The following is a 23,344-nucleotide window of genomic DNA, read 5'->3' as shown; positions in this document are numbered from 1 at the left end:
AGGGGTCGTGACGGCACTCACCCGCCGCGAGGCGCGCGCGCAGCAGAGCGGGGAAGCGGGGGCGCGGGCGCAGCACCCCATCCGGCGCCCTGGGTTCGCGCGCGCGTTGGGCGATGCGCTGCTGTGGCTCGCCGCCGCCGCGGGCGTCGTGTGCATCGTGCTGGTGCTGCTGGCGGCCACGGCGCAGATCACGCTCATCCTGTTCCGCACGGGCTCGATGTCGCCGACCATCCCGGCCGGATCGGTCGCCGTGGTGCAGCGGGTCCCTGCCGCCGCGGTGGAGGTAGGCGACGTCGTGACGGTCGACCGCCCCGGCGACCTGCCCGTGACCCACCGCGTGACCGCGGTGCAGCCGGGCGCCGCGGCGGGGGAGCGCGTGCTGACGCTGCGGGGCGATGCGAACGCGGTCGACGACCCGTTTCCGTACACCGTGACCTCCGTGCGCACCGTGCTGTTCGCGGTGCCGGGCCTGGCGACCGTGATCGTCGCACTCGGGCATCCCGTCGTGCTCGGCGGTATGACCGTGGCCGCGGCCGCGCTGGTGGTGTGGGCCTTCTGGCCGCGGTCGCCGCGACGCGCTCGCACCGAGGGCGGTCCGCCGTGAGGCCCCGCGTCGCGCTCGCGGTCCTGGCGTCCGTCTGCCTGGCCCTCGCGGCACCGGCGGCGGCGGTCGCTGCCCCCTCCACCGAGGTGGTGCAGGGCCAGGTGCTGCGCCTGGTGTCGGTCGCGGACTGGGACGCCGCCCGCGACCTGCGACCCGACCGGCCGGTGCAGTGGGACGTGCAGGTGAGCGCCGACGCGCCGGATCCCGGGGTCGTGCGGCTCGGCGTGAGCGCGTCCGGGTCGGCGCGGTTGCGGCTCGACATCGCCCTGTGCGCGGAGCCGTGGCAGGACGCGGTGTGCCCGGCGGGGGCGACGGTCTTGCGGACGGACTGGAGCGTCCCGCGCGACGGCGCCGAGGTGCCGCTCACGGCCATGCGTGACACCGAGACCGCGCATCTGCGGCTGACGATCGCGCTCGACCCGGCGGACGGCTCCGGCAGCACCGAGGTGCGCGTGCTGGCTCACGGCGCGGGCGAGAGCGCGGCGGTGGGCTCCGACGGCGCGCTCGCGGTCACGGGTCCGTCGCCGTGGCTGCCGCTGGCGGCGGTGGGCGGCGGACTGCTGCTGACCGGGGCTCTCGTGGCGCGGGGGCGTCGCGGAGGAGAGCGCGGGGAGGGGCGAGGATGACACGGCCGTGGCGGCGCACGATCGCCGGTGTCCTCGGGGTCGGGGTCCTGGTCGGCGTGGCGCTGCTGCCCGCGGTGCAGCCGACCGAGGCGCGGTTCACCGACCCGGAGTACGCGGCGGGGTCGTTCACCGCGTCGCAGCTGACGACGCCCACGATCACCTCGTGCAGCGTGACCAACCTGCTCGGCACGTTCACGGGCTTCACGATCACGTGGAGCTCCGGATACCTCAAGCCGCAGCAGCGACTGTCGATCAACAACGTCGCGGTCGACAACGCGAACGTGACGCAGAGCGGCAGCGGCCCCTACTCCTACTCCGCGACGATCAGCTCCGGTGTGCTCAGCACGCTGCTGGGGAGTCTGCTCGGCTCGTCGAACACGGTGCGGGTCGAGGCCGTCCTGCCCGGCACGGCCTGGGTGTCGCCCGCGGCGACCCGCACGCTGTCGGTGGGCGGACTGCTGGGGCTCGGGGGCAACAACACCTGCACGTGAGGTCGTGCCGGCGGTGCGGCGTTCAGTCGGCGAGGGCGAGGGCGCGGAAGAGGTCGCGCTCGCGCAGCTGCTCGCGGCGGCTGGCGGAATCGTCCTGCGTGCGGGCGGGAACGTCGCGGCCCGTGGTGCGCCGGTACAGCTCGTCGATCAGGGCGGTGGCCAGGTCGACCAGCTTGGCGATCTCGCGGTCGTCGCGGTCGATCCACACGCAGCGAGGCTCGTCGTGCACCGGAGCGAAGTCGACGTGCTCCTCCCACACGAACAGCGTGCGCTCGGCACCGAGCACGTGCTGCTGCCACCAGACCTGTCGCAGGTAGGTGCGCGGGATGCCGCGGAACGCCTTGTTCGTGGTCTTGATCTCGGCGAGGCGGATGCGCCCGTCGGCGTCGACCGCGATCCCGTCGGGCGTGGCGAGGTGGCGGTGCTCCACCTCGGCGCGGAACAGCGCGGAGGAGGGGAGGATCCCGTGCGTGGCTGCGACCCAGGCCGCGATCTCCGGCTCGCGCCGTCGGCCGTGGTCGGTGTACGCGTTGCCGCCGAAGCGGGGGCCGCCGCCCAGCTTGGAGTCGGCGGCACGGGCGATGGAGCGCTCGCTCGTGAGCCCGGCGACGTCGGTCGCGGTGATGCCGCGGGACCGCGCCCGCATCCACGCCACCCGGTCGCGAGAGTCCGCGACGATACGGGCGTGGAGTTCGGGGGTCACCTGAAAACCCTAACCCCGTCCGCCGACGCTCCCTCCCCGCACACGCCGCGTCCCCGCACGGCCGCCGGGGATTTGGGGAGGGGCGCGCGCTGAGGTAGAGTGGGTGGCAACCGAAGACCGCTGGTCATCGTGTGTGCGCAAGCACGCAGGATCGAAGCTCTGCATCGCAGGGGCCCGCGCAGGTGTCACGAACTTCCGAGCTCCGTGCGCTTGCGCCGGAGCTCTTCTCTTTGCAGGGGGTCGGAGGCCGGCGCCCCACCACCGTGCGGCGCCTCGTACACATCAAGGAGTGACCATGGCGCAGAAGGATGCATCGGTCGCCGAGCTCACGAAGTCATTCGAGAACTCGAACGCCGTCCTGCTGACCGAGTACCGCGGTCTGACGGTTGCCCAGCTCAAGCAGCTGCGCAACAGCATCCGTCAGGACGCCGAGTACGCCGTGGTGAAGAACACGCTGACCAAGATCGCCGCCAACAAGGCCGGCATCTCCTCGCTGGACGACGACCTCAAGGGTCCGTCGGCCGTCGCGTTCGTGCACGGTGACTTCGTCGCCACTGCCAAGGCTCTGCGTGACTTCGCCAAGGCCAACCCGCTTCTGGTGATCAAGTCCGGCATCTTCGAGGGCAAGGCCCTCTCTGCCGACGAGGTCAACACGTACGCCTCGCTCGAGAGCCGTGAGGTTCTGCTGGCGAAGGCCGCGGGAATGATGAAGGCGACGATGGGCAAGGCTGCCGCCACCATCGACGCGCTTCGCGAAAAGCTGGAGACCGCAGAGGCCGCGTAAGCGACCGGCGATCTCGTCACCACCACCCCATCTATTAGGAGATACATCATGGCGAAGCTCACCACCGAGGAGCTGCTCGAGCAGTTTGCCGGCCTCACCCTCATCGAGCTGAACGACTTCGTGAAGGCGTTCGAGGAGAAGTTCGAGGTCACCGCTGCTGCCCCCGTCGCCGTTGCCGGTGCCGCCGGTGGCGCAGGCGAGGCCGCTGCCGAGGAGGAGAAGGACTCGTTCGACGTCATCCTCGAGGCTGCCGGCGACAAGAAGATCCAGGTCATCAAGGCTGTCCGCGAGCTCACCTCGCTCGGCCTCGGCGAGGCCAAGGCCGTCGTCGACGGTGCTCCGAAGGCCGTCCTCGAGGGCGCCAACAAGGAGACCGCCGAGAAGGCCAAGGCTGCTCTGGAAGAGGCCGGCGCGACCGTCACCCTCAAGTAATTCCAGCGCACCAGCGCTTCTGCGAAGGCCCCGGGTTCCGCCCGGGGCCTTCGTGCGTCCGGGGAGGGGTGCTCAGCGGGGTGGTGCGGTGGAGCTGCGCACGACGAGCGACGAGGGGGCGGTCACCCGCTCGATGGGGGCCTCCGGCTCCGCCATCCGTCGGATCAGCAGCCGCACGGCCTCGTGACCCTGGTCGCGGGGAGACTGCCCGATCGTGGTGAGGGCGAACATGTCCGCATGGGCGTGGTCGTCGATGCCGACCACGCTGAGCTCGGTGGGCACGGCGATGCCCAGGCGTCGAGCGGCGATGATCGCCCCGATCGCCGCCTCGTCGCAGACTCCGACGATCGCGGTGGGCCGGTTCCGCCGGTCTCCGAGGAGCCCGGCGGTCGCGGCATAGCCCCCGGGCATGGTCGGTGCCGCGCCGACGACGCGGGCGTGGGCGAGCAGGCCCGCCGCGCGGAGCGCGCCGTGGTACCCCTCGAGCCGCTGCGCATCGCCGTAGCTCAGTGCGGCGGCGTCGGTCGCGCCCCCCACGAACGCGATGTCCTCGTGGCCGAGCTCGATCAGGTGCTCGGTGGCGATGCGGGCGGCGGCGGTGTCGTCGATCGAGACCGCGCTCGATCCCTCGCTGTACGGCCCGACGCTGACCAGCGGGCGACCCGTGCGGTGCAGGCGCTCGAGCTCGCGCGCGCTCGGCTGGATGCCCACCGCGATGATGCCGTCGAACCTCCGACCGGGCAGCACGGTCTCGAACAGCCGTTCCCTGGTCTGCGTCCCCTCGGGAACGCCGTACAGCGACAGGTCGTAGTCCACGGAGAGGAGCGACTCCTGCACCCCGGCGAGCAGCTCGGCGAAGAACCAGCGGTCGATGGGCGGCATCACGAGGCCGACGGTCTGCGTGCGTCCGGTCGCGAGGCTCGTGGCGGACGAGTGGGCGACGTAGGCGAGGTCGTCTGCGGCGTCCATGACCCGCTGCCGTGTCTCGTCGGACACGTAGCCGCGTCCGCTCAGCGCCCGGCTCGCGGTGGCCTTGGACACCCCGGCACGCGACGCGACGTCCGCGATCGTGCTCATCGGTCCTCCTCGACCAGGGTCCACTTCGATGTGGGGACGGCGACGCCCGGGCTCGCCGGGTGACAGCGTAGCGGCTCGACCGTGGAAAAGGAACCGGTTCCACACGGATCCGGAGGGAGCGCTCCCATCCGCGACGAGGCGGCGCATCGGAATGGTTGCGAGCTTGTGACCCTTGCGTGTTGTGCGGGGAGCGGGCCGCCAGTATGTTGGCCTGGAATCGGTTCCCTAATCGACGCCGGTGCTGGCGACGGACAGCGGGACCCTGTACTCGAAGAGGAGAATTCACATGGCTCTGTCACAGCGTTCCCGGCTGGTCGTGCCGCTGGCCCTGATGGGCGTCGCGGGCATCGCCCTCGCCGGCTGCGGGGCTCCGGGAGGTGCGCCGAGCACCGGAGGCGGCGGAGGCGACGACGCCACCGTCACGATCTACGGCACGATCGTCGACTCGGAGGCGGAACTCCTCCAGGAGTCCTGGAAGGACTGGGCCGACGAGAACGGCATCACCATCAAGTACGAGGGCAGCCAGGACTTCGAGACGCAGCTGGGCACGCGCGCCCAGGGCGGCAACCCGCCGGACATCGCGATCTTCCCGCAGCCGGGTCTGTTCGCCGACTTCGCCGACCGCGGCTTCCTGAAGCCCGCCCCGGAGGAGGTCGAGAAGAACGCCAACGAGTACTGGACCGAAGACTGGGTGAACTACGGCACGGTCGGAGACACCTTCTACGGTGCGCCGCTCATGGCGAACGTCAAGGGCTGGATCTGGTACTCGCCCGCCAAGTTCGCGGAGTGGGGCGTCGAGGTCCCCAAGACCCTCGACGAGATGACGGCGCTGACCGAGAAGATCCAGGCCGCCACGGGCACGCCCGCCTGGTGCGCCGGCTTCGAGTCCGGCACCGCGACCGGCTGGCCGGGCACCGACTGGATCGAGGACTACGTGCTGCGCCAGTCCGGACCCGACGTCTACGACCAGTGGGTCACCAACGACGTGAAGTTCACCGACCCGCAGATCAAGCAGGCGTTCGACTCGGTCGGACAGATCCTGCTCAACCCGGCCAACGTCAACGCGGGCTTCGGCGACGTGCGCTCGATCAACTCGACCGCGTTCGGCGACGTGGCACCCAAGCTCGCCGCCGGCGAGTGCGCGCTCACGCACCAGGCCTCGTTCCTGTCGGGCTTCTTCCCCGAGGGCACGAACATCGCCGAGGACGGCGACGTGTGGGCGTTCATGCTCCCCGGCGAGTCCGAGGGCGACACGGCCGTCACGGGCGCCGGTGAGATCGTCGGCGCGTTCAGCGAGTCCGAGGCCACGCAGAAGGTGCTCGCGTACCTGTCCAGCCCCGAGTGGGCCAACAGCCGCGTGAGCCTCGGCGGCGTCACCTCGGCCAACAACGGGCTCGACCCGGCGAACGCCAAGGACCCGATCCTCCAGGAGACCATCAAGATCCTGCAGGACCCGGAGACCACGTTCCGCTTCGACGCCTCCGACCTGATGCCCGGTGCCGTCGGTGCCGGCACCTTCTGGAAGGGCATGGTCGCGTGGGTCAACGGCACCTCGACGGACGAGGTGCTCACGCAGATCGAGACCGGCTGGCCCTCCAGCTGATCCCGGGGGAAGAGGGGCCGCCCCGCACCAGGGGCGGCCCCTCTGCTCCCTCGGCGCCCACATCGACGTGGGCGCCGTGATCCGATCCGCGTGACGTAAGGGGAATCCGTGAACGCGACAGTCTTTTTCCAATGGATCGGCTCGCTCCCGCCGATCCTGCAGGCCGTCGCCGTGGTCATCGCCTTCGCGGTGGTCGTGGCGATCATCCTGCTGCTCGTGGACATCGCTCCACGCCGGGGCACGCAGTACACCATCATCCGGCTGGCGATGTGCCTGCTCATCCCGCTCGCCGTGATGTGGTTCTTCAACTCCTACTACTGGGCGATGGGGGTCGCGGTCCTCGTCGGCGCCGTCTTCTTCTTCCTGGACTACCGGTCCCGCGATGGAGCGGGCTACCTGATCCAGCTCGTCGCCTTCATGGCTCCGGCGATGCTGCTCCTGCTCGTCGGCCTCATCCTCCCGTCGATCCAGACCATGTACACCTCGTTCTGGAACTCCTCGGGCAACACGTTCGTCGGGTTCGCCAACTACGTGTGGATCTTCACGCAGTCGGACGGCATCACCTCGGTCGTCAACACCATCATCTGGGTGCTGCTGGTGCCGACGGTGTCGACGATCGTCGGTCTCGCGTACGCGGTCTTCATCGACAGGACCCGCGGCGAGAAGATCTACAAGGTGCTGGTGTTCATGCCCATGGCGATCTCGTTCGTCGGCGCGAGCATCATCTGGCGGTTCATGTACGAGTACCGCGGACCGGAGTTCGAGCAGATCGGTCTGCTGAACCAGATCCTGGTGTGGTTCGGCGGGACGCCGCAGCAGTGGCTGCTGAACCAGCCGTGGAACAACCTGTTCCTCATCGTCGTGCTCATCTGGGTCCAGACCGGTTTCGCGATGGTCGTGCTGTCGGCCTCCATCAAGGGTGTCCCGGCCGAGCTGCTCGAGGCCGCCGAGCTCGACGGCGCGAACGCGTGGCAGCGGTTCATCTCGGTGACCGTACCGGCGATCCGCCCGGCACTCATCGTCGTGCTCACCACGATCTCGATCGCCTCGCTGAAGGTGTTCGACATCGTCCGCACCATGACCGCCGGCAACTACGGCACGTCGGTGCTCGCGAACGAGATGTACACGCAGTTCTCGAAGTTCGAGGCGGGGCGCAGCGCCGCGCTCTCCGTCATCCTGTTCATCCTGGTGCTGCCGATCGTCATCTACAACGCGCGCCAGATCAAGAAGCAGCGGGAGATCCGATGACCGACACCGTAGGCACCGAGACCCCGGCCAGCACGCGCGCCGTCACGACCGGGGGTGGCCTCGACGGCGCCGCCGGACGCGCCAGGAAGAAGCTGTCCCGTCCGTGGGCATCCGCCGCGTCGATCGTCATCGCGGTCCTGTGGACCATCCCGACGCTCGGGCTGTTCATCTCGTCGTTCCGTCCGCGCGACGAGATCCAGTCGACCGGATGGTGGACGTTCTTCACGAACCCGCAGGTCACGCTGGAGAACTACGTCGATGTGCTGCAGTCCGGCACGACGCAGCTGACCATCCTCGAGTCGTTCATCAACTCGATCGCCATCACGATCCCGGCGACCGTGGTGCCGCTGATGATCGCGGCCATGGCGGCGTATGCGTTCGCGTGGATCGACTTCAAGGGCCGCAATGCCCTGTTCATCTTCGTGTTCGCGCTTCAGATCGTGCCGATCCAGATGGCGCTGGTGCCGCTGCTCAGCTCGTTCTCGCGCGGCCTCAACCTGTTCGGTCTGCAGGTGACCCTGCCGCTCGGAGCATCGGACGGCTACGCGCAGGTGTGGATCGCGCACTCGATGTTCGCGCTGCCGCTGGCGATCTACCTGCTGCACAACTTCATGTCGGAGATCCCCGGTGAGATCATCGAGGCGGCCCGCGTGGACGGTGCCTCGCGCGGACAGATCTTCTTCCGCGTCGTGCTGCCGCTGACGATGCCGGCGATCGCCTCGGTCGCGATCTTCCAGTTCCTGTGGGTGTGGAACGACCTGCTCGTGGCGCTGGTGTTCGCCGACGGAGCGGCCGCGCCGATCACGAAGCTGCTGGCCGAGATCACCGGGACGCGCGGCAACGACTGGTACCTGCTCACGGCGGGTGCGTTCGTGTCGATCATCATCCCGCTGATCGTGTTCTTCGCGCTGCAGCGCTACTTCGTGCGCGGCCTGCTCGCCGGGTCCACCAAGGGGTAGTCGAGACAGGAGCGCTCGCCGGAAGGGGCCGGTCACCGTCGCGGTGGCCGGCCCCTTCCGTGTGTCGCGGACAGGCTCGGCGGGGCGTCCCGGCGGCGGCATGCAGGAACTTCACATGATCGGAACGGGTGTCTCTGCGTAATGGACCGCTCCCGATCCCGTCTCATGGCATAGGGACGATCTGGGGACGTCCGCTCGGGGGTGGAGCGATCCGGTCCGGATGTTTGGGGCATCCGGTCCGGCAGTCTGCAGTGTCGTGTCTGCGTTTCGCCGTGGCAGGAGTGTGCCGCGGCGGCGCGTCCGCAGCGAGAGCTGATGTCGGAAGCCAGAAAGACACAACAACAGATGAACATCGTGGGGAATCGCGCGCGCGCCTGGGGAGGCCGCGCGGTCATGGGGGCTGCCATCGCAGCCCTCGCAGTGGTGGGCGCCCTGCTCACGCCGGGCGCGGCGTCGGCGGTGGTCGCCTCGGGCCCGGACGGGCGCACGCAGGAGACGGCGGCGGCGTCGTGCTGGGAGATCAAGCAGAACAACCCGGCGGCGGCGGACGGCGTGTACTGGCTGGTGACGCCGGGCCTGGTCTACCCGCAGCAGTTCTACTGCGACCAGACGACCGACGGCGGCGGGTGGGTGCTCGTGGGCCGGGGTCGGGAGGCGTGGAAGGAGAGCTACAACGGTCTCGGCACGCCGGATCAGGTGGCGAACACGCCCACGGGAACGGCCGCGTTCGCTCCGGCCGAGCTGCCCGCCAAGACCGTCGACGGCCTGCTGAACAACGGCCGCCCCGATGCTCTGCCCGACGGGATCCGCGTGCGGCGCGCGACCAACGCCGCGGGCAGTGCCTGGCAGGAGGTGCGGTTCTCGCTCGCGAAGAGTGACCGCTGGGAGTGGACCTTCGGCGCCAAGCACGACCTCGCCGACTGGGGCTTCGGCATCAGCGGCGGCATCGACACCACGGGAACCGGCGGCGTGACCGCCGCCTTCAACGACGACGCGGGCATGAACAACGTCGTGTTCTCGCAGCGGGCCACGCACGGCTACCGGATGGGCTGGGCGTACGGCTCGGCGGTGACCGGCACGACGGACGCGTCCTCCTACCTGTGGGCTCCGGCGGGGCAGGGGTACGCGACGCCGTTCGCCCAGGTGTTCCTGCGGCCGCAGCTCACCCTGTCGACGCTCGACTTCGGTGCCGTCCCGACCACGGGCACGCCCGCGAGCACGCTCCCGTCGATCCCGAGCTCGTACGCCGTGAAGACGTCGTGGGGGGTCTCGGGGCTCGCCAACGGCCAGTCCGGAGAGACGAACGTCGAGGTCTCGGACTTCGGCGAGGTCGCCGGAAAGGTCTTCGTCGGCGGCAACTTCCTGAACGTGCAGCAGACCAAGGACGGCGCGGGGCAGACGCCGCAGCCGTACCTGGCGGCGTTCGACGTGCACACCGGCGCGTGGGTCCCGACCTTCCGGCCGAAGCTCGACGGACAGGTGAAGTCGGTGCAGGCGCTTCCGGACGGCCGGCTGGCGATCGGCGGGCAGTTCTCGACCGTGAACGGGGTGGCGCAGCCGGGACTGGCGATCCTCGATCCTGCGACCGGGCAGCTCTCGGGCTGGCAGGTCAAGGTCGAGCACCGCGCGACCGGTGCGGTCCCCTTCGTCCGCGACCTGGACGTGCAGGGCGGCTACCTGTACGTCGCCGGTTCGTTCACGCACCTGACCTCCGTCGGCACGACACCGACGACGGGCGGCGCGTGGAACGGCGGCCGTATCGTGCTGGCCACCGGCAAGCCCGACACCGCGTGGAACGCGAACCTCAACGGGACGGCGGCCTCGGTCGACGCGAACGCCCAGGGCGACCGCGCGTACTTCTCCGGCTACTTCCTGATGAAGTCGTCGACCCCGGCGCCGTCGGCCGCGGTGCTGCAGACGACGGCGGGCGCACCGCTGGCGACCACCTGGACGCCGGAGTTCAGCGACGACCGCAAGGACGAGAACGGCGCGTACGTCAACGCGGTGTGGCAGCTCGGCATCATCGAGGTCGGCGGGCGTGTGTGGATGGGCGGCTCGCAGCACTCGATGTTCTCGTACGACCGGAACACGCTCCAGCGCGTGGGCGGTTGGATCACGCAGGTGGGCGGCGACATGCAGACGGTTGAGACCAACGGCTCCGTGGTGATCGGCGGCTGCCACTGCGGGGACTACGTCTACGACGACGCCTACAGCCAGACGCTCGTCGGCGGATTCAGCCGGGCGGACAAGATCAATCTGGTGGGGGCGTGGGACGCGAAGTCCGGCACCTACATCCCGGACTGGTCGCCGATGGTGGAGGCGCGTGCGGGGTACGGCGCGTGGGGGACGTTCTTCGACAGCACCGGCACCCTGTGGGTGGGTGGCGACTTCAACCGGTCGCAGCTTCCGGGTGGTGCGGAGCAGTGGTCGGGCGGGTTCATCCGCTTCGCGCCGCGGGATGCGGTGGCGCCGACGACCCCGGGGGCGGTGTCGTCGACCCCATCGGCAGACGGGAAGACGGCGACGCTGACGTGGGGCGCGTCGACGGATGCGGGTTCGGGTGTGACGTACGAGGTGCTGCAGGGCAACCGTGTGATCGCCTCCACGACCTCGGCCTCGTACACCGTGCCGGTGACCTCGACCGCCGCGAACTACTTCGTGCGGGCGCGGGATGCGGTGGGCAACCGGTCGGCGTCGACGGCGGCGTTCACGGTCGCTCCGGCCCCGGCGAACGCGCTGACGTTCGTGGGCAACGGGGACTCGTGGTCGTGGCGGTACTCGTCGGACGCGCTGCCGGCCACGTGGAACGCGACCACGTTCGACGCGTCGTCGTGGCCGGTCGGGAAGGCGCTGTTCGGGCGGGGCGTGTCGGGGGCGGCGACGAATATCGATCCGTCGAACCTGGCGACCAAGCCGCTGAGCGCGCAGTTCCGCAAGACGTTCACGGTGACCAGTGCGGCGAGCGTGACGAATGCGAAGGTCTCTCTCATCGCGAACGACGGCGCCGTGGTGTACCTGAACGGCCGTGAGCTGGGGCGGGTGCGGATGCCGGCCGGCGCGGTCACGCAGAACACGTACGCGACGGCGGCGGTGACGCAGTCGTCGGCGGCGGGCACGCGCGCGGTGTTCACCGTTCCGGCCGGCGCACTGTCGGAGGGCACCAACGTGCTGGCGGTGTCGGTGCACGCGAACTACCGCACGACCGCGGACCTCGGGTTCGACCTGGCGTTCACGGGCGAGCGGGCGGCACCTCCGGCCGCGGTGACGGGTCTGGTGGCGACGACGGCGCAGACGTCGGTGGCGTTGGGGTGGACGGCTCCGGCGGGTTCGACGGCGGCGGCGTCGTATGTGGTGTCGCGGAACGGGGTGAAGGTGGGGACGGTGACGGCCCCGGCGACCTCGTTCACGGATACCGGTTTGGTGGCGGGGACGGCGTATACGTATGCGGTGACGGCGGTGTCGGCTGCGGGGGTGGCGTCGACTCCGGCGACGGTGCAGGCGACGACGACGGCTGCGGCTCCGGTGGGCCCGGCGGTGTCGGTGCCGAACGGGTCGGCCTGGTCGTGGCGGTACTCCGGTGATGCGTTGCCGGGCGACTGGAACACGACAGGGTTCGATGCGTCGTCGTGGGCAGTCGGCAAGGGCGTGCTGGGGCGGGGGGCGACGGTGGCGACGAACATCGATCCGTCGAACCTGGCCACGAACCCGTTGAGTGCGCAGTTCCGGACGTCGTTCACCGTGTCGGATGCGGCGTCGGTGAAGGACGGGACGGTGTCGGTGATCGCCGATGACGGGGTGGTGCTGTATCTGAACGGGGTGGAGCTGGGGCGGGCGAACCTGCCCGCCGGGTCGATCACGCAGAACACGTATGCGACGGCGGCGCCGCGGGCGACGACCGCGGCGGGGGCGCGGGTGACGTTCCAGGTTCCGGCGACGCTGGTGAAGGAGGGGACCAACGTGCTGGCCGCGTCGGTCCACGCCAACTACCGCGGCACACCCGACCTCACCTTCGACGCCGCCCTCACCATGCCGCGATAACCCGCCACGGACACGCGCCGCGGCACCCGCCGCGGTCGTGAGGAGGAACAGAAGCCGAAGCCGAGGGGGCACACGGAGGGGCCGGACACCACCAGGTGCCCGGCCCCTTCGGTCATACCCGTGCCGGTTCAGCGGGAGCGGCCGTCTCGCCACGCCACCGCGTCGCGGGGAGAGTCGACCAGCACGGCGTCGATGCCCAGGCGACCGAGCTCGCGGTACCGCTCCGCGTCCGTCACGCCGATCACCATCAGGTTCACGCGGTCCTTCGGGTCGAGACACGCGACCGACTCGCGGTCCCACGGCGTCACCTCCACCTCGGTCGTCGCGGTGCCCGAGGTGAACGTCTCGCTCACGGCGACCGTCCGCCGGTCCTCGAACGCCATCCACGTCCCCGCGGCCGGAGGCGCGTCGCAGTGGTGGGCCAGGGCGATCTCGAGCAGCCGCTCGCGCGTGAGGTCGCGGTCCTCGGCGACCTGCACGTCTCCGGCCGTCCTGGCCGCGCCGCTCGCTACCGCGTCGGTGGAGTATACGACCGTGTTCGCCGTGCGGTGGGTCTCGCGCAGCACCGCGAGCACGGCCTGCACGAGCGGCTCCGGGTTCGCCTGCTTGAGGTCGAGGAACAGCAGTCGATCCGCCGGCACCTCGGCCAGCGCCCGGCGGAGGGTGGGCAGCAGTGCCGCACCCGAGCGGTAGGGCGTGTCGGTGCTGCCGCGGGGGTGGAAGTTCCAGCCGGCGTTCAACCCGGTCAGCTCGTCGGCGGTGTGCTCCGCGACCGTGCCGGTGCCGTCGGTGTTCGCGGCGAGGTCGACCGGGCGGTACAGCACCGGCACGCCGTCCTTCGACAGCTGCACCGTGAGCCAGAGTCCGTCGGCGCCGTCGTCGAGCGAGCCGCGGATGCCCTCCAGGGTGTTCTCGGGGTAGTCGGCCGTGCCCGCGCGATGGGCGATGATGAGCGGCTCGTGGCGATGACGGTCGGGGGAGGTGCCGGCGTCGCGGGTGGCCGGTCGCGCGGGGGACCCGCTCGCGGCGAGAGCCTGTTCGCCGGTGGCCGCGGCGAGCGGCAGGAGGCAGCCGAGGGCCAGGGCGGCGGCGGCGCGGATCCAGGGGCTCGATGGTCGGATGGACATGGTGGTGCTCCTTCACGGGGTCCCCGCCGCTTCCGATGGACTCCCCGCCGCGCGGGCAGGCTAGCATCGCAGCGGCGATCACCCGGTATACCCGCCACGACGGGCGGCCCGTCGGCGTCGTCACACCCGCGTGGGCGCCGTGGTGCCGCCGTATTCTGGGCTCATGGCCTACGCAGAATCGATCGTCGACCTGGTCGGCGACACGCCCCTCGTGAAGCTCCAGCGCGTCACGGCGGGCATCGCGTGCACGGTGCTCGTCAAGCTCGAGTACCTCAACCCCGGCGGTTCGGCGAAGGACCGCATCGCGACCCGGATCATCGATGCGGCCGAGGCCAACGGCGACCTCGCCCCCGGCGGCACGATCGTCGAGCCCACCAGCGGCAACACCGGGGTGGGCCTCGCGCTGGTCGCACAACAGCGCGGCTACCGGTGCGTGTTCGTCGTGCCCGACAAGGTCGGCGAGGACAAGATCGACGTGCTCCGCGCGTACGGGGCCGAGGTCGTGGTCACGCCCACGTCCGTCGCCGCCGACAGCCCCGAGTCGTACTACAGCGTGAGCGACCGGCTGGCGCGGGAGATCCCCGGGGCGTTCAAGCCCAACCAGTACGAGAACCCGAACGGTCCGCGCAGCCACTACGAGACGACCGGGCCGGAGATCTGGCGCGACACCGAGGGCACGGTCACGCACTTCGTCGCCGGAGTGGGCACGGGCGGCACCATCACGGGCACGGGGCGCTACCTCCGCGAGGTGTCGGACGGCCGCGTGCGCATCGTCGGCGTCGATCCAGAGGGCAGCGTCTACAGCGGAGGCACCGGGCGGCCGTACCTGGTCGAAGGCGTGGGGGAGGACATCTGGCCCGGCGCCTACGACCCCTCCGTGCCGCACGAGATCGTGGCCGTGAGCGACGCCGAGGCCTTCGCGATGACTCGACGGCTGGCGCGCGAGGAGGGCATCCTGGTCGGCGGGTCGAGCGGCATGGCCGTGGTCGGCGCCCTGCGGGTGGCCCGCGACCTGCCCGCGGAGGCGGTGATGGTCGTGCTGCTGCCCGACGGGGGGCGCGGCTACCTCGGAAAGATCTTCAACGACGGCTGGATGCGCTCGTACGGCTTCAGCGAGGTGGAGGAGGGCGAGACCGTCGCGGACGTGCTGGCCGCCCGCCCGTCGCGGACGGGACACGGGCTGCCCGACCTCGTCCACGCGCATCCCACCGACACCGTGCTGGAGGCGATCCGCATGATGACGGAGTACGACGTGTCGCAGCTCGTCGTGCTGAGCGCCGAGCCACCCGTGATGATGGGCGAGGTCGTGGGCACCGTCGACGAGAAGGGCCTGCTCGACCTGCTGTTCCGCGGCGACGCCGAGCCCAGCGATGCGGTCGGTGCGCACGTGGGGGAGCGGCTGCCGCTGGTCGGCATCCACGCGCCGGTCGCGCAGGCCAGGGCGGCCCTCGCCGAGGCCGACGCGCTGCTGGTGACGGAAGACGGCAAGCCGCACACGGTGCTCACCCGGCAGGACCTGCTGGCGTACCTGTCGCGCTGACGCGGGGCGTAACAGGGGCCGTCGGCGCGCGAAGCCCGGTCGTAGGCTGAAGACATGTCCGAGCACGCCTTCGCCACCCGAGCCATCCACGCGGGCCAAGCGCCCGACCCGACCACCGGGGCGATCATCCCACCGATCTATCAGTCCTCGACCCACGTGCAGGACGGCATCGGCGGCTTCCGCGACGGCTACGAGTACAACCGCGCGGGCAACCCGACGCGGTCGTCGCTGGAGACGCAGCTCGCGGCTCTGGAGGGCGGCGTGAGCGCGCTGTCGTTCGCGTCGGGGCTCGCCGCGGAGGATGCGCTGCTGCGCGGCATCCTGAAGCCGGGCGACCACGTGCTGCTCGGCAACGACGTCTACGGCGGGACCTACCGTCTGCTGACGAAGGTGTTGGCGCCGTGGGGCATCGTCACCACGACCGCCGAGCTGTCCGACCCGGATGCCCTCCGGGCGGCGATCCGCCCCGAGACGCGGATCGTCTGGCTGGAGACGCCGAGCAACCCGCTGCTGAAGGTGGTCGACATTGCGCTGATCGTCGAGATCGCCCACGCGGCCGGGGTGCTCGTGGTGGTGGACAACACGTTCGCGTCGCCCGCGCTGCAGCAGCCGCTGGCGCTCGGCGCCGACCTGGTCGTGCACTCCACCACGAAGTACCTCGGCGGGCACTCCGATGTGCTCGGCGGGGCCGTGGTGTTCGGCGACGACCGCTTCGTGGAGCCGGTCAAGTTCCAGCAGTTCGCGGTGGGTGCGGTCTCGGCGCCGCTGGACGCCTGGCTCACCACCCGCGGCATCAAGACCCTCGCGGTGCGCATGCGGCAGCACTCCGAGAACGCCCAGGCGATCGCGGAGTGGGCGGCCGCGCGACCGGAGTTCGCCGAGGTGTACTACCCGGGCCTGTCGTCGCACCCGGGTCACGCGGTGGCGGCGCGGCAGATGAGCGGCTTCGGCGGCATGCTGTCGCTCGGGCTCGCGGCCGGTGCCGAGGCGGCGCGGTCGTTCGCGGAGAGCACGAGCGTGTTCCAGCTGGCCGAGTCGCTCGGCGGGGTCGAGTCGCTGATCGGCTACCCGCCCGAGATGACGCACGCCTCGGTGCGCGGGACCGAGCTCGCGGTGCCCGAGAACGTGGTGCGGCTGTCGGTCGGCATCGAGGACGTCACGGATCTGATCGCGGATCTCGAGGAGGGCCTCGCGCGCCTCGGCTGACCGGCCTCAGCACTCCCCGTACGGGATCGACGACGCACCCCCGGAGCGCTCCGGGGGTGCGTTTGCCGTCCCGCTGGACGAGGCGGCGACGGTAGCATGAAGGGTTCCCCTGGCCGAATCGATTCGACCACGCTCCGCCGATTCTGGAAGGACCTCGTGTCCGACGCCCCTCGCACCGACAGCACTCCGACCACCCCCGGGCCCGCGCCCGAACGCACCGCGACCGGCAGCATCCGCACCTCGTCGCCCACCGGCGCCATCCGCACGCTCGGATCGAACCCGGCCACCGCGCCGATCATGCTGCACCCGGGCGACGCGATCCCGCTCGGACGTCGCACGCTCACGATCATTCTGCTCGGAGCCCTCACGGCCCTCGGGCCGTTCACGATCGACCTCTACCTGCCCGCGTTCCCCGTGCTGGAGGAGGACTTCCAGACCACGGCCGCCGCGATCCAGCTCACCCTGACCGGCACCATGATCGGCTTCGCGCTCGGTCAGCTCATCGTCGGACCGCTCAGCGACAAGATCGGCCGCCGCACTCCGCTCATCGCCGTGACCGCGCTGCACGTGCTGGCCAGCCTCGGTGCCGCGTTCGCCCCCGACCTGCCGCTGCTCGGTGCTGCCCGGGTGCTGATGGGCATCGGCGCCGCGGCGGGCGGCGTGGTCGCGATGGCCGTGGTGCGCGACCTGTTCGGCGGGCGACGCCTGGTGGTGATGCTCTCGCGGCTCGCGCTCGTGTCCGGCGTGGCACCCGTGATCGCCCCGCTGATCGGCTCGTGGCTGCTGACGCTCATGCCCTGGCGCGGGATCTTCGGCGTGCTCGCGGCCTACGGCGTGGTGATGCTCGTCTCGACGGTGCTGTTCATCCGGGAGACCCTCCCGGTCGCGCGACGCAAGGACCCCGGTGGCGCGACCATGCGCGAGCGGTACCGGTCCGTGCTGACCGACCGGGTGTTCCTCGGGGTGCTCGTGATCGGCGGCATGACGTTCTCCGGCCTGTTCTCGTACCTGTCGGCGTCGCCGTTCCTGTTCCAGGTGACGCACGGGCTCGACCCGCAGCAGTACGGGCTGCTGTTCGCGGTGAACTCCCTCGGCGTCGTGATCGGCGTGCAGACCGCGTCGCGCCTCGCCGCGCGCTTCGGGCCGCAGTGGGTCATGGCGTACTCCACTGCGGTGCTGCTACTCGCCGCCTCCGCCATCGTCATCACCGACCAGCTCGGCCTCGGCCTGTGGGGGACCGTGATCCCGCTGTTCGTGTTCATGACCGCCTGCGGCTTCACGTTCCCGAACGTGCAGGTGCTCGCGCTCGACCGTCACGGCAAGGCCGCAGGCACCGCCGCGTCGATCATCGGCGCGACGAACTTCGGCGTCGCGGGGCTCATCTCGCCGCTGGTGGGCTGGATCTCGCAGGACGCGGGGATCACCGCGACCACCATGGCCTCGGTCATGGTGGGCTGCGCCGCGGTGGGCATCCTCGCCCTGTGGTTCGTGGTGCGCCCGCGCACCGTCGGCATGCTGACGCCCTGAGGTCGCCCGAGCATCGGTCAGAATAGGACGATGAATCGACGGATGCTGCTCTGGTGGGGCGTCGCCTGCCTGCTCCTGGCCACCGCACTGGGCGCGGTCGTCGTGCTCACCTCCCCGCAGACCTTCGGGTTCGACCGGTGGTGGAACGAGACGATCGTGCGCATCCGTGCCGACTGGATGCTCGACTTCGCCCTGGTGCTGAACTGGATCGGTGGCGGCTGGGTCGCCATCCTCGGGGTCCCGCTCCTGGCGATCCTGATCCTCCTGCTGCTGCGGCGCTGGCGAGGGGCGCTGTTCGCAGCGATCTGCTTCCTCGCGAGTGCCGGAGCGGTGCAGCTGCTGAAGAACATCTTCGGGCGCGCTCGTCCCGACGACATGCTCGTGGTGAGCGACTACGGCTCCTTCCCGTCCGGGCACACCGCGAACGCCGCGACCATCGCGGTGGTCGTCTGGGTCCTCTTCCCCCGCGTCTGGACGGCGATCGCCGGAGCGGTCTGGGTGCTGGCGATGGCGCTGTCGCGCACGTTCCTGTCGGTGCACTGGGCGACGGACACGCTCGGCGGCGCTCTCGTCGGTGCGGGTGTGGTGCTGGCGCTCGCCGCCTGGCTGCTGCCGTGGGTGCGCGCCGACGTGGCGGACCGTGCGGCCCGCGCCGATAGGCTGAGCCAGACCTGACCCGACCCGAGGAGTGCTCCGTGGCGCGTATCCGCCCCTACCGGCCCACCGACCGTGCCGCGATGTACGAGATCTGTCTCAAGACCGCCGATGCCGGCGGTGACGCCACCGGCATCCTGTCGGACGACGACCTGTGGGGCGCGCTGTTCGCCGTGCCGTACGTGGAGCGCCACCCCGACCTCGCGTGGGTCGTGGAGGGAGACGACGGCCGGGCGATCGGCTACCTCGTCGCGACCGACGACACCGACGCGTTCTACGCCTGGTTCCGCGACGTGTGGTGGCCTCCGTTCCGCGAGCGCTACCCGCGCCCCGAGGCCGTGGACGGACGCGAGAGCCGCCTGATCGACTACGCCTACACGCGCGAGCCCGGCGCCGAGCCGCACGCCGCCGCGTACCCGGCCCACCTGCACATCGACCTGCTGCCCGAGACGCAGGGGCAGGGGATGGGGCGACGCCTGGTGGAGACGCTGTTCGACGAGCTCCGCCGCCGCGGTGTGCCCGCCCTGCACCTGGGCATGGATCCGGCCAACGCGGGTGCGGCGGCGTTCTACGACCGGCTCGGCATGACCCGTCTCGCGGAGACCCCCGGCGGCATCACCTACGGCGTGCGCTTCGATGACGAGGCCGGGGCGCGCTGACGCCTCCCCATCCGACGACGAAGGCCCCCGCAACGTCGGGGGCCTTCTCGTTTCTGGCGGTGACGCGGGACTCCGGTGCTCGCTGCGCTCACTCCTCCCCGAATCCCACGATGCTCGGGAGAAAGCCAGAAGGGCCCCCGCTGGCGCGGAGACCCTTCTGGCTTTCTGGCGGTGACGGCGGGATTCGAACCCGCGGTTGCTTGCACAACACACGCTTTCCAAGCGTGCTCCTTCGGCCGCTCGGACACGTCACCAGGGAACAACCTGTCCATCCTATCCGATGCGATGTGGTGCGCGTGACCGGGCCCGGGGACGTCATCCGAAGAGGCAGATGTGTAATATTGCACCTCACGAGGGTGCTGTATAACCTCAAGTGAGGACGCGACCGACACTGGGGAGGTCGCACCCCGGGGGAATCATGCGAGCGCAAGAAAGAGGGACGCCCTGATGTCGGGCGATGAGATCTTCGGTGCGCGCGCTCTGCGCGAGTGGATAACCGGTGAGCGCCATCATTACTCGCGGGTGTTCTTCGTGGATCGGAACGCCCCCGCCCGCCAGGTCCTGGCGGCCGCCGAAGGCCGCGACGCGGTCTTCCTGCCGGATGGGAGTGAGCCGTGCGAGACCCACGCCGAGGTCATCCGCTACGGGGGTGGGTGGGACGACATCGGCGATGAGCTGTTCCTCGGCCCGCACGGCGTCGAGCGCCAGGACTACATCGCGGCGGCCTTCGTACAGATCGTGGGACCGATCGTCGTCGGATTCTCCGATGAGACGAGCTGGCGGGCATTCCTCGACGATGCGGAGCTCGCTCGACGCACCGGCGTGTTTCCCGCCGCCCTGCTCGATGCCCGCGTGCTCCTCGCGGACCGCGTCGCGCTCGCTTCTCCCGTAGCGCTGATGCGTCCGAGTGCCGTCCGCGTCCGCAGCGACGGGCGGGTCTCGGCGGGCATGCAGGGCGAGGTGGTCGGTGCGGTCACCGAGCTGCCGTCTCTTCTCGCTGCAGCGCTGCCGGGGGCCGCCCTGGTGGGCGGAGTCATGCCCCGAGACAGGGTGCTCGACGACCTCCGCACGCGGGGCTGGGTCGGGCGATACCTCACGGCACTGGAGCTGATGAGAACCCTCTCCCTCGCGAGCACCGACGCGGCGATCGCGGGCTTCGGCTGGACGCCCTTCGACGACGGGCTCTGCGATGCCGAACCCCGGACCGCCGATCCGCTTCTCCTCGAGACGGGGGACGGGTTTCTGCTCGCGGATCTCACGACGCGGCGCCGGCAGCTGCTGTCCCCCGACACGGCCAGGGTCGTGGCGGTCACGCAGACGTCCAGCGATACGGAGAGTGCGGCCGCGCGCGTGGCGCGACAGCTCGAGGTGCCGAAGTCCCAGGCGCTCTCGCTCTGCCTCGAAGCGATCGATGCGCTCGGCGTGCACTGCGGGCGGCGAGCCGTCGACTCGTCCTCGACGACAGGAGCCGTGCGGTGAGCGCGCCGCACGCCCTCTGGACCTCGATGCTGCCGGCGGACACGACCTTCGCGCCGGACCGGGTCGCGGTCGGAGCCGCGGGTCATCGGATTGCCTTCGCGGACGGCTCGACGCGGCTCTGTGCGACGAGCGGGCTGTGGAACGTCCCGCTGGGCTTCGGCAACCCTGCCGTGGCCGAAGCCGTGAGTCGGGCGAGCCGCGACGCCTCGTATCTCTCCCTCTTCCGGGCTCCGCATCGCTACGCCGAACACGCTGCGGACGCTCTCATCGACCTCGCCGGCTCGCTCCGCTACCGCCGCGTGATCTTCTCCACCTCCGGCGGGGCGGCGAACGACGCAGCCATGAAACTCGTCCGCCAGTACTGGGCGCAGAAGGGGCGCCGGGACCGGACGATCAGCGTCGGCCTCCGCGGCAGCTATCACGGCACGATGTACGGCAGTCACGCCCTGAGCGGTGACGATCTCCTGCAGTCCGTGTACGCCGTCGACCGCCGCTCCGTGCGGCACGTGTCGGCGCACGACGACGGTGAGGAGCTGGCGACCCTGATGGCACGGGAGGGCTCGCGGGTGGCCTCGGTCGTCGTGGAACCGATCCTGGGCAGCGGCGCGCACGCGCTCTCCGACGCGTTCGTCGATCGCCTTCTCGCCCTGCGCGAGGAGTACGGCTTCCTCGTCGTCGCCGACGAGGTCGCGACGGGTTTCGGCCGCACGGGCACGATGTTCGCGACCGACACCTGGCCCGCCGCACCCGACGTGCTCATCCTGTCGAAAGCGTTGACCAACGGCGCGATGGGGGCCGCCGCACTCCTGGTGGGGCAAGAGATCGCCGTCGCATTCACAGACGGCGGATGGACGTTCGTGCACGGGGAGACGCAAGCGGGGACCCCGATGTGCGCGGCAGCGATCCTCGCCGTGATCGATGAGCTGCGTCGTATCGACGTGGAGTCGGCGACACAGGCGCTGGCCGTCGAACTGCAGAACCTGGTGCGGTCGTGGAAGACGGAGCAGCTGATCGCCGACAGCACCGGTCGCGGGTGTTTCGTCGGGCTTGCCCTTCGTGACGAGCACGGTCAGGAGCTCTCCGGAGCCGCCGTCCTGCGGGTCGTCTCCGCGATCGCCGATCACGGTGTCGTCGTGCATCCGGGGCCCAGTGCGATCGAGCTGATCCCGGCGTACGGTTTCGGCGCGCCGGAGCTGCGAGAGGTCGACACCGCCGTCCGCGCCGGCCTCGCCGAGGCACGTGGGGCGCTCTCATGACCAGCGGATTCGCGGGTCGCGTTCCGACTCTCTGGCACGGACCGGGGATCGCCCGTCGGATGACGCGTCAGCTGACGGCAGGGCGTGAGGCGCTCGTCATCGCAGATCCGGCCGCGGTGCTCCCGCTTCCCACCGGACGCTCGGTGCGCACGCGGACACTCGACACCGGGCGCGCCGATGTCAGAGCGGTCCTCGCGATCGCTCGCGAGATGATGGACCGCCCGCCGGAGGTGGTGGTGGCCGTCGGAGGTGGAAGCATCCTCGACGCGGGCAAGATCGCCGCGCTCGCGCTGGCCCGGGGTCATCTCCTCGACTACGCCATCGGGCACGCGCGGCTGTCCGCGCTCACCGTCCTGCCCGACGCACTCCCGCCCGTCGACCTCGTGGCCGTGCCGACGACGCTGGGGACCTCGTCGGAGACGAACGGCGTCGGCATCCTCACGAACGAACGGGGCTCTCGACTGATCGTCGGCCGCGCCCTCCGCCCCCGCCACGCCCTGGTCGACCCGTGGAACTTCTCCACCCTCAGCCCGGGTGCGGTGCGCGAGGGAGCGCTGGAGGCGTTCTTGCGCATCGCGGGTGCGGCGACCAGCGTCCAACGAAGCCCGAGGGCCGACAGCGACGCCGTCGCTCTCGGAAGGGCCCTGCTCGAGACCGCGGCGCACGACGCCGGATCGCCCTCGGGGAGACAGCGCCTCGCGCGTCTGAGCGGAGCCACGCAGCGCAGCGCGGCGCTGCGTGGAGGCGATCCCTTCAGCGCGCGGCACTGGTATCTGGCGAACGAGGTTTCCTCTCACCTGGGCGTGCGCAAGATGGTCGCGACGGCGGCGGTCATCGGCGCGGTCTGGCGCCGAATCGGAGCGGGCGACGCTCGCTGGGGTGACCGGGAGAGTCTCGCGGACTTCTGGGCGCGTGTCGCTCACGCGGTGGCCCTTCCCCTCGACCCGGCGGACGGCATCGACGCGCTGCTCGAGCGGTGGCGGATTCCGAGTCCGCCCCGGCCGGCCGCAGCGCTCCTGCACAGCATCGCCGAGGCCGCCGAGCAGTCGTGGGGCGGGCGTCGGCCGATGCTCCACGGGCTCGACGCGGGAGACCTCCGCGCTGTGCTGGGCGACGGCAGATGGAGCCTCCGAAACGCAGCGGCGAAAGCCGGACGATCGACGAAGGAAGGAGGTGAACGAGATGGAACCACGCAGTGACACGTGCATCCGATTCGAAGAGCTGGATCCCATGGAGGCCCCGAGCTGGGACAGCTTCTACAAGGGCGTCATCGGTGCTCTGATCCTCATCGGTGCGGGCGCGGCGATGGCCACGTGATCTGACTTGACGGC

The 23,344-nt window shown here is 70.7% G+C and carries 21 protein-coding genes and 1 tRNA gene; 18 read left to right on the top strand and 4 right to left on the bottom strand.

Features of this window, described 5'->3' with window-relative positions; genetic code table 11:
• Positions 1 to 7: 7 nt before the first annotated feature.
• From ACWGQ1_RS02310 to ACWGQ1_RS02300, 3 genes are read left to right on the top strand one after another with little or no spacing between them, the layout of a single operon-like run.
• Entirely contained in the window at positions 8 to 604 is a 597-nt protein-coding gene (locus tag ACWGQ1_RS02310) for a signal peptidase I (RefSeq protein ID WP_452312270.1), read from the top strand.
• Entirely contained in the window at positions 601 to 1,230 is a 630-nt protein-coding gene (locus ACWGQ1_RS02305; protein ID WP_452312269.1) for a hypothetical protein, read from the top strand. Before ACWGQ1_RS02310 ends, ACWGQ1_RS02305 begins: the two co-directional genes overlap by 4 nt.
• Positions 1,227 to 1,721: a hypothetical protein gene (locus tag ACWGQ1_RS02300; protein WP_136034375.1), complete on the top strand. Its 495-nt coding sequence runs from the start codon at positions 1,227 to 1,229 to the stop codon at positions 1,719 to 1,721. The genes ACWGQ1_RS02305 and ACWGQ1_RS02300 overlap by 4 nt, the downstream gene beginning before the upstream one ends.
• A 22-nt stretch (positions 1,722 to 1,743) precedes the next feature.
• Here the strand turns inward: ACWGQ1_RS02300 and ACWGQ1_RS02295 are convergent, their stop codons facing one another.
• Positions 1,744 to 2,424, bottom strand: coding sequence for a YqaJ viral recombinase family protein (locus ACWGQ1_RS02295; protein WP_136034373.1), 681 nt, complete (start codon positions 2,422 to 2,424; stop codon positions 1,744 to 1,746).
• 295 nt (positions 2,425 to 2,719) lie between these two features.
• Here ACWGQ1_RS02295 and rplJ point away from each other — a divergent pair, with 295 nt between their 5' ends.
• Complete coding sequence (rplJ, locus tag ACWGQ1_RS02290) at positions 2,720 to 3,208, top strand: 50S ribosomal protein L10 (RefSeq protein ID WP_136034371.1); 489 nt, start codon at positions 2,720 to 2,722, stop codon at positions 3,206 to 3,208.
• Positions 3,209 to 3,256: 48 nt separating this feature from the next.
• Positions 3,257 to 3,640: a 50S ribosomal protein L7/L12 gene (gene rplL, locus ACWGQ1_RS02285; RefSeq protein ID WP_067194328.1), complete on the top strand. Its 384-nt coding sequence runs from the start codon at positions 3,257 to 3,259 to the stop codon at positions 3,638 to 3,640.
• A 72-nt stretch (positions 3,641 to 3,712) separates the two neighbouring features.
• Here the strand turns inward: rplL and ACWGQ1_RS02280 are convergent, their stop codons facing one another.
• Positions 3,713 to 4,717 carry a LacI family DNA-binding transcriptional regulator gene (locus ACWGQ1_RS02280; protein WP_136034369.1) on the bottom strand — a complete coding sequence of 335 codons (1,005 nt, stop codon included), beginning with the start codon at positions 4,715 to 4,717 and terminating at the stop codon, positions 3,713 to 3,715.
• A gap of 286 nt (positions 4,718 to 5,003) precedes the next feature.
• Here ACWGQ1_RS02280 and ACWGQ1_RS02275 point away from each other — a divergent pair, with 286 nt between their 5' ends.
• The 4 genes from ACWGQ1_RS02275 (at position 5,004) to ACWGQ1_RS02260 (ending at position 12,565) form a co-directional block, all read left to right on the top strand.
• Positions 5,004 to 6,320: an ABC transporter substrate-binding protein gene (locus ACWGQ1_RS02275; RefSeq protein ID WP_136036965.1), complete on the top strand. Its 1,317-nt coding sequence runs from the start codon at positions 5,004 to 5,006 to the stop codon at positions 6,318 to 6,320.
• Positions 6,321 to 6,428: 108 nt separating this feature from the next.
• Positions 6,429 to 7,568, top strand: coding sequence for a carbohydrate ABC transporter permease (locus ACWGQ1_RS02270; RefSeq protein WP_136034364.1), 1,140 nt, complete (start codon positions 6,429 to 6,431; stop codon positions 7,566 to 7,568).
• Positions 7,565 to 8,527 (top strand): carbohydrate ABC transporter permease, encoded by a 963-nt coding sequence (locus ACWGQ1_RS02265; protein ID WP_136034362.1) that lies wholly within the window; start codon positions 7,565 to 7,567, stop codon positions 8,525 to 8,527. Before ACWGQ1_RS02270 ends, ACWGQ1_RS02265 begins: the two co-directional genes overlap by 4 nt.
• A gap of 393 nt (positions 8,528 to 8,920) precedes the next feature.
• A complete protein-coding gene (locus tag ACWGQ1_RS02260; RefSeq protein ID WP_452312268.1) occupies positions 8,921 to 12,565 on the top strand; it encodes a fibrinogen-like YCDxxxxGGGW domain-containing protein in 3,645 nt (1,214 codons plus the stop codon).
• Between the two features lie 128 nt (positions 12,566 to 12,693).
• On the opposite strand, the gene ACWGQ1_RS02255 is transcribed toward ACWGQ1_RS02260, so the two are convergent.
• Entirely contained in the window at positions 12,694 to 13,692 is a 999-nt protein-coding gene (locus tag ACWGQ1_RS02255) for a glycerophosphodiester phosphodiesterase family protein (protein WP_452312267.1), read from the bottom strand.
• A gap of 163 nt (positions 13,693 to 13,855) precedes the next feature.
• Here ACWGQ1_RS02255 and ACWGQ1_RS02250 point away from each other — a divergent pair, with 163 nt between their 5' ends.
• The 5 genes from ACWGQ1_RS02250 to ACWGQ1_RS02230 all read left to right on the top strand — a co-directional run bounded on the left by ACWGQ1_RS02250 (position 13,856) and on the right by ACWGQ1_RS02230 (position 19,278).
• On the top strand, positions 13,856 to 15,232 hold the full coding sequence (locus tag ACWGQ1_RS02250) for a cystathionine beta-synthase (protein ID WP_452312266.1): 1,377 nt from the start codon (positions 13,856 to 13,858) through the stop codon (positions 15,230 to 15,232).
• Between the two features lie 54 nt (positions 15,233 to 15,286).
• On the top strand, positions 15,287 to 16,438 hold the full coding sequence (locus tag ACWGQ1_RS02245) for a cystathionine gamma-synthase (protein WP_247637627.1): 1,152 nt from the start codon (positions 15,287 to 15,289) through the stop codon (positions 16,436 to 16,438).
• Between the two features lie 156 nt (positions 16,439 to 16,594).
• Positions 16,595 to 17,965 carry a multidrug effflux MFS transporter gene (locus ACWGQ1_RS02240; protein WP_378802686.1) on the top strand — a complete coding sequence of 457 codons (1,371 nt, stop codon included), beginning with the start codon at positions 16,595 to 16,597 and terminating at the stop codon, positions 17,963 to 17,965.
• Between the two features lie 30 nt (positions 17,966 to 17,995).
• Positions 17,996 to 18,640, top strand: coding sequence for a phosphatase PAP2 family protein (locus tag ACWGQ1_RS02235; RefSeq protein ID WP_206252914.1), 645 nt, complete (start codon positions 17,996 to 17,998; stop codon positions 18,638 to 18,640).
• 20 nt (positions 18,641 to 18,660) lie between these two features.
• Complete coding sequence (locus tag ACWGQ1_RS02230) at positions 18,661 to 19,278, top strand: GNAT family N-acetyltransferase (RefSeq protein WP_205812784.1); 618 nt, start codon at positions 18,661 to 18,663, stop codon at positions 19,276 to 19,278.
• A gap of 166 nt (positions 19,279 to 19,444) precedes the next feature.
• Here the strand turns inward: ACWGQ1_RS02230 and ACWGQ1_RS02225 are convergent.
• A tRNA-Ser gene (locus ACWGQ1_RS02225) sits at positions 19,445 to 19,532 on the bottom strand.
• 193 nt (positions 19,533 to 19,725) lie between these two features.
• Here ACWGQ1_RS02225 and mpaB point away from each other — a divergent pair.
• The 4 genes from mpaB to mpaA1 are packed head-to-tail and all read left to right on the top strand — an operon-like array spanning position 19,726 to position 23,330.
• A complete protein-coding gene (gene mpaB, locus ACWGQ1_RS02220; protein WP_136045749.1) occupies positions 19,726 to 20,757 on the top strand; it encodes a daptide biosynthesis RiPP recognition protein in 1,032 nt (343 codons plus the stop codon).
• Positions 20,754 to 22,013: a daptide-type RiPP biosynthesis aminotransferase gene (gene mpaD / locus ACWGQ1_RS02215; RefSeq protein ID WP_136045748.1), complete on the top strand. Its 1,260-nt coding sequence runs from the start codon at positions 20,754 to 20,756 to the stop codon at positions 22,011 to 22,013. The genes mpaB and mpaD overlap by 4 nt, the downstream gene beginning before the upstream one ends.
• Positions 22,014 to 22,072: 59 nt before the next feature.
• A complete protein-coding gene (mpaC, locus tag ACWGQ1_RS02210; RefSeq protein ID WP_240753239.1) occupies positions 22,073 to 23,212 on the top strand; it encodes a daptide-type RiPP biosynthesis dehydogenase in 1,140 nt (379 codons plus the stop codon).
• Entirely contained in the window at positions 23,196 to 23,330 is a 135-nt protein-coding gene (gene mpaA1 / locus ACWGQ1_RS02205) for an MpaA1 family daptide-type RiPP (RefSeq protein WP_275090549.1), read from the top strand. The genes mpaC and mpaA1 overlap by 17 nt, the downstream gene beginning before the upstream one ends.
• The last annotated feature ends 14 nt before the right edge of the window (positions 23,331 to 23,344 follow it).

This window comes from Microbacterium sp. NPDC055599, from assembly GCF_053618975.1.
This window is presented reverse-complemented; position numbering and strand designations above follow the sequence as displayed.

What these genes read in the sequence shown, in the direction of transcription:
- ACWGQ1_RS02235 (WP_206252914.1), top strand. Translation starts at nt 17,996, where the DNA reads ATGAATCGACGGATGCTGCTCTGGTGGGGCGTCGCCTGCCTGCTCCTG.
- rplL (WP_067194328.1), top strand. Translation starts at nt 3,257, where the DNA reads ATGGCGAAGCTCACCACCGAGGAGCTGCTCGAGCAGTTTGCCGGCCTC.
- ACWGQ1_RS02300 (WP_136034375.1), top strand. Translation starts at nt 1,227, where the DNA reads ATGACACGGCCGTGGCGGCGCACGATCGCCGGTGTCCTCGGGGTCGGG.
- ACWGQ1_RS02245 (WP_247637627.1), top strand. Translation starts at nt 15,287, where the DNA reads ATGTCCGAGCACGCCTTCGCCACCCGAGCCATCCACGCGGGCCAAGCG.
- mpaC (WP_240753239.1), top strand. Translation starts at nt 22,073, where the DNA reads ATGACGCGTCAGCTGACGGCAGGGCGTGAGGCGCTCGTCATCGCAGAT.
- ACWGQ1_RS02260 (WP_452312268.1), top strand. Translation starts at nt 8,921, where the DNA reads ATGGGGGCTGCCATCGCAGCCCTCGCAGTGGTGGGCGCCCTGCTCACG.
- rplJ (WP_136034371.1), top strand. Translation starts at nt 2,720, where the DNA reads ATGGCGCAGAAGGATGCATCGGTCGCCGAGCTCACGAAGTCATTCGAG.
- ACWGQ1_RS02250 (WP_452312266.1), top strand. Translation starts at nt 13,856, where the DNA reads ATGGCCTACGCAGAATCGATCGTCGACCTGGTCGGCGACACGCCCCTC.
- ACWGQ1_RS02280 (WP_136034369.1), bottom strand. Translation starts at nt 4,717, where the DNA reads ATGAGCACGATCGCGGACGTCGCGTCGCGTGCCGGGGTGTCCAAGGCC.
- ACWGQ1_RS02255 (WP_452312267.1), bottom strand. Translation starts at nt 13,692, where the DNA reads ATGTCCATCCGACCATCGAGCCCCTGGATCCGCGCCGCCGCCGCCCTG.
- mpaA1 (WP_275090549.1), top strand. Translation starts at nt 23,196, where the DNA reads ATGGAACCACGCAGTGACACGTGCATCCGATTCGAAGAGCTGGATCCC.
- ACWGQ1_RS02265 (WP_136034362.1), top strand. Translation starts at nt 7,565, where the DNA reads ATGACCGACACCGTAGGCACCGAGACCCCGGCCAGCACGCGCGCCGTC.
- ACWGQ1_RS02275 (WP_136036965.1), top strand. Translation starts at nt 5,004, where the DNA reads ATGGCTCTGTCACAGCGTTCCCGGCTGGTCGTGCCGCTGGCCCTGATG.
- mpaB (WP_136045749.1), top strand. Translation starts at nt 19,726, where the DNA reads ATGTCGGGCGATGAGATCTTCGGTGCGCGCGCTCTGCGCGAGTGGATA.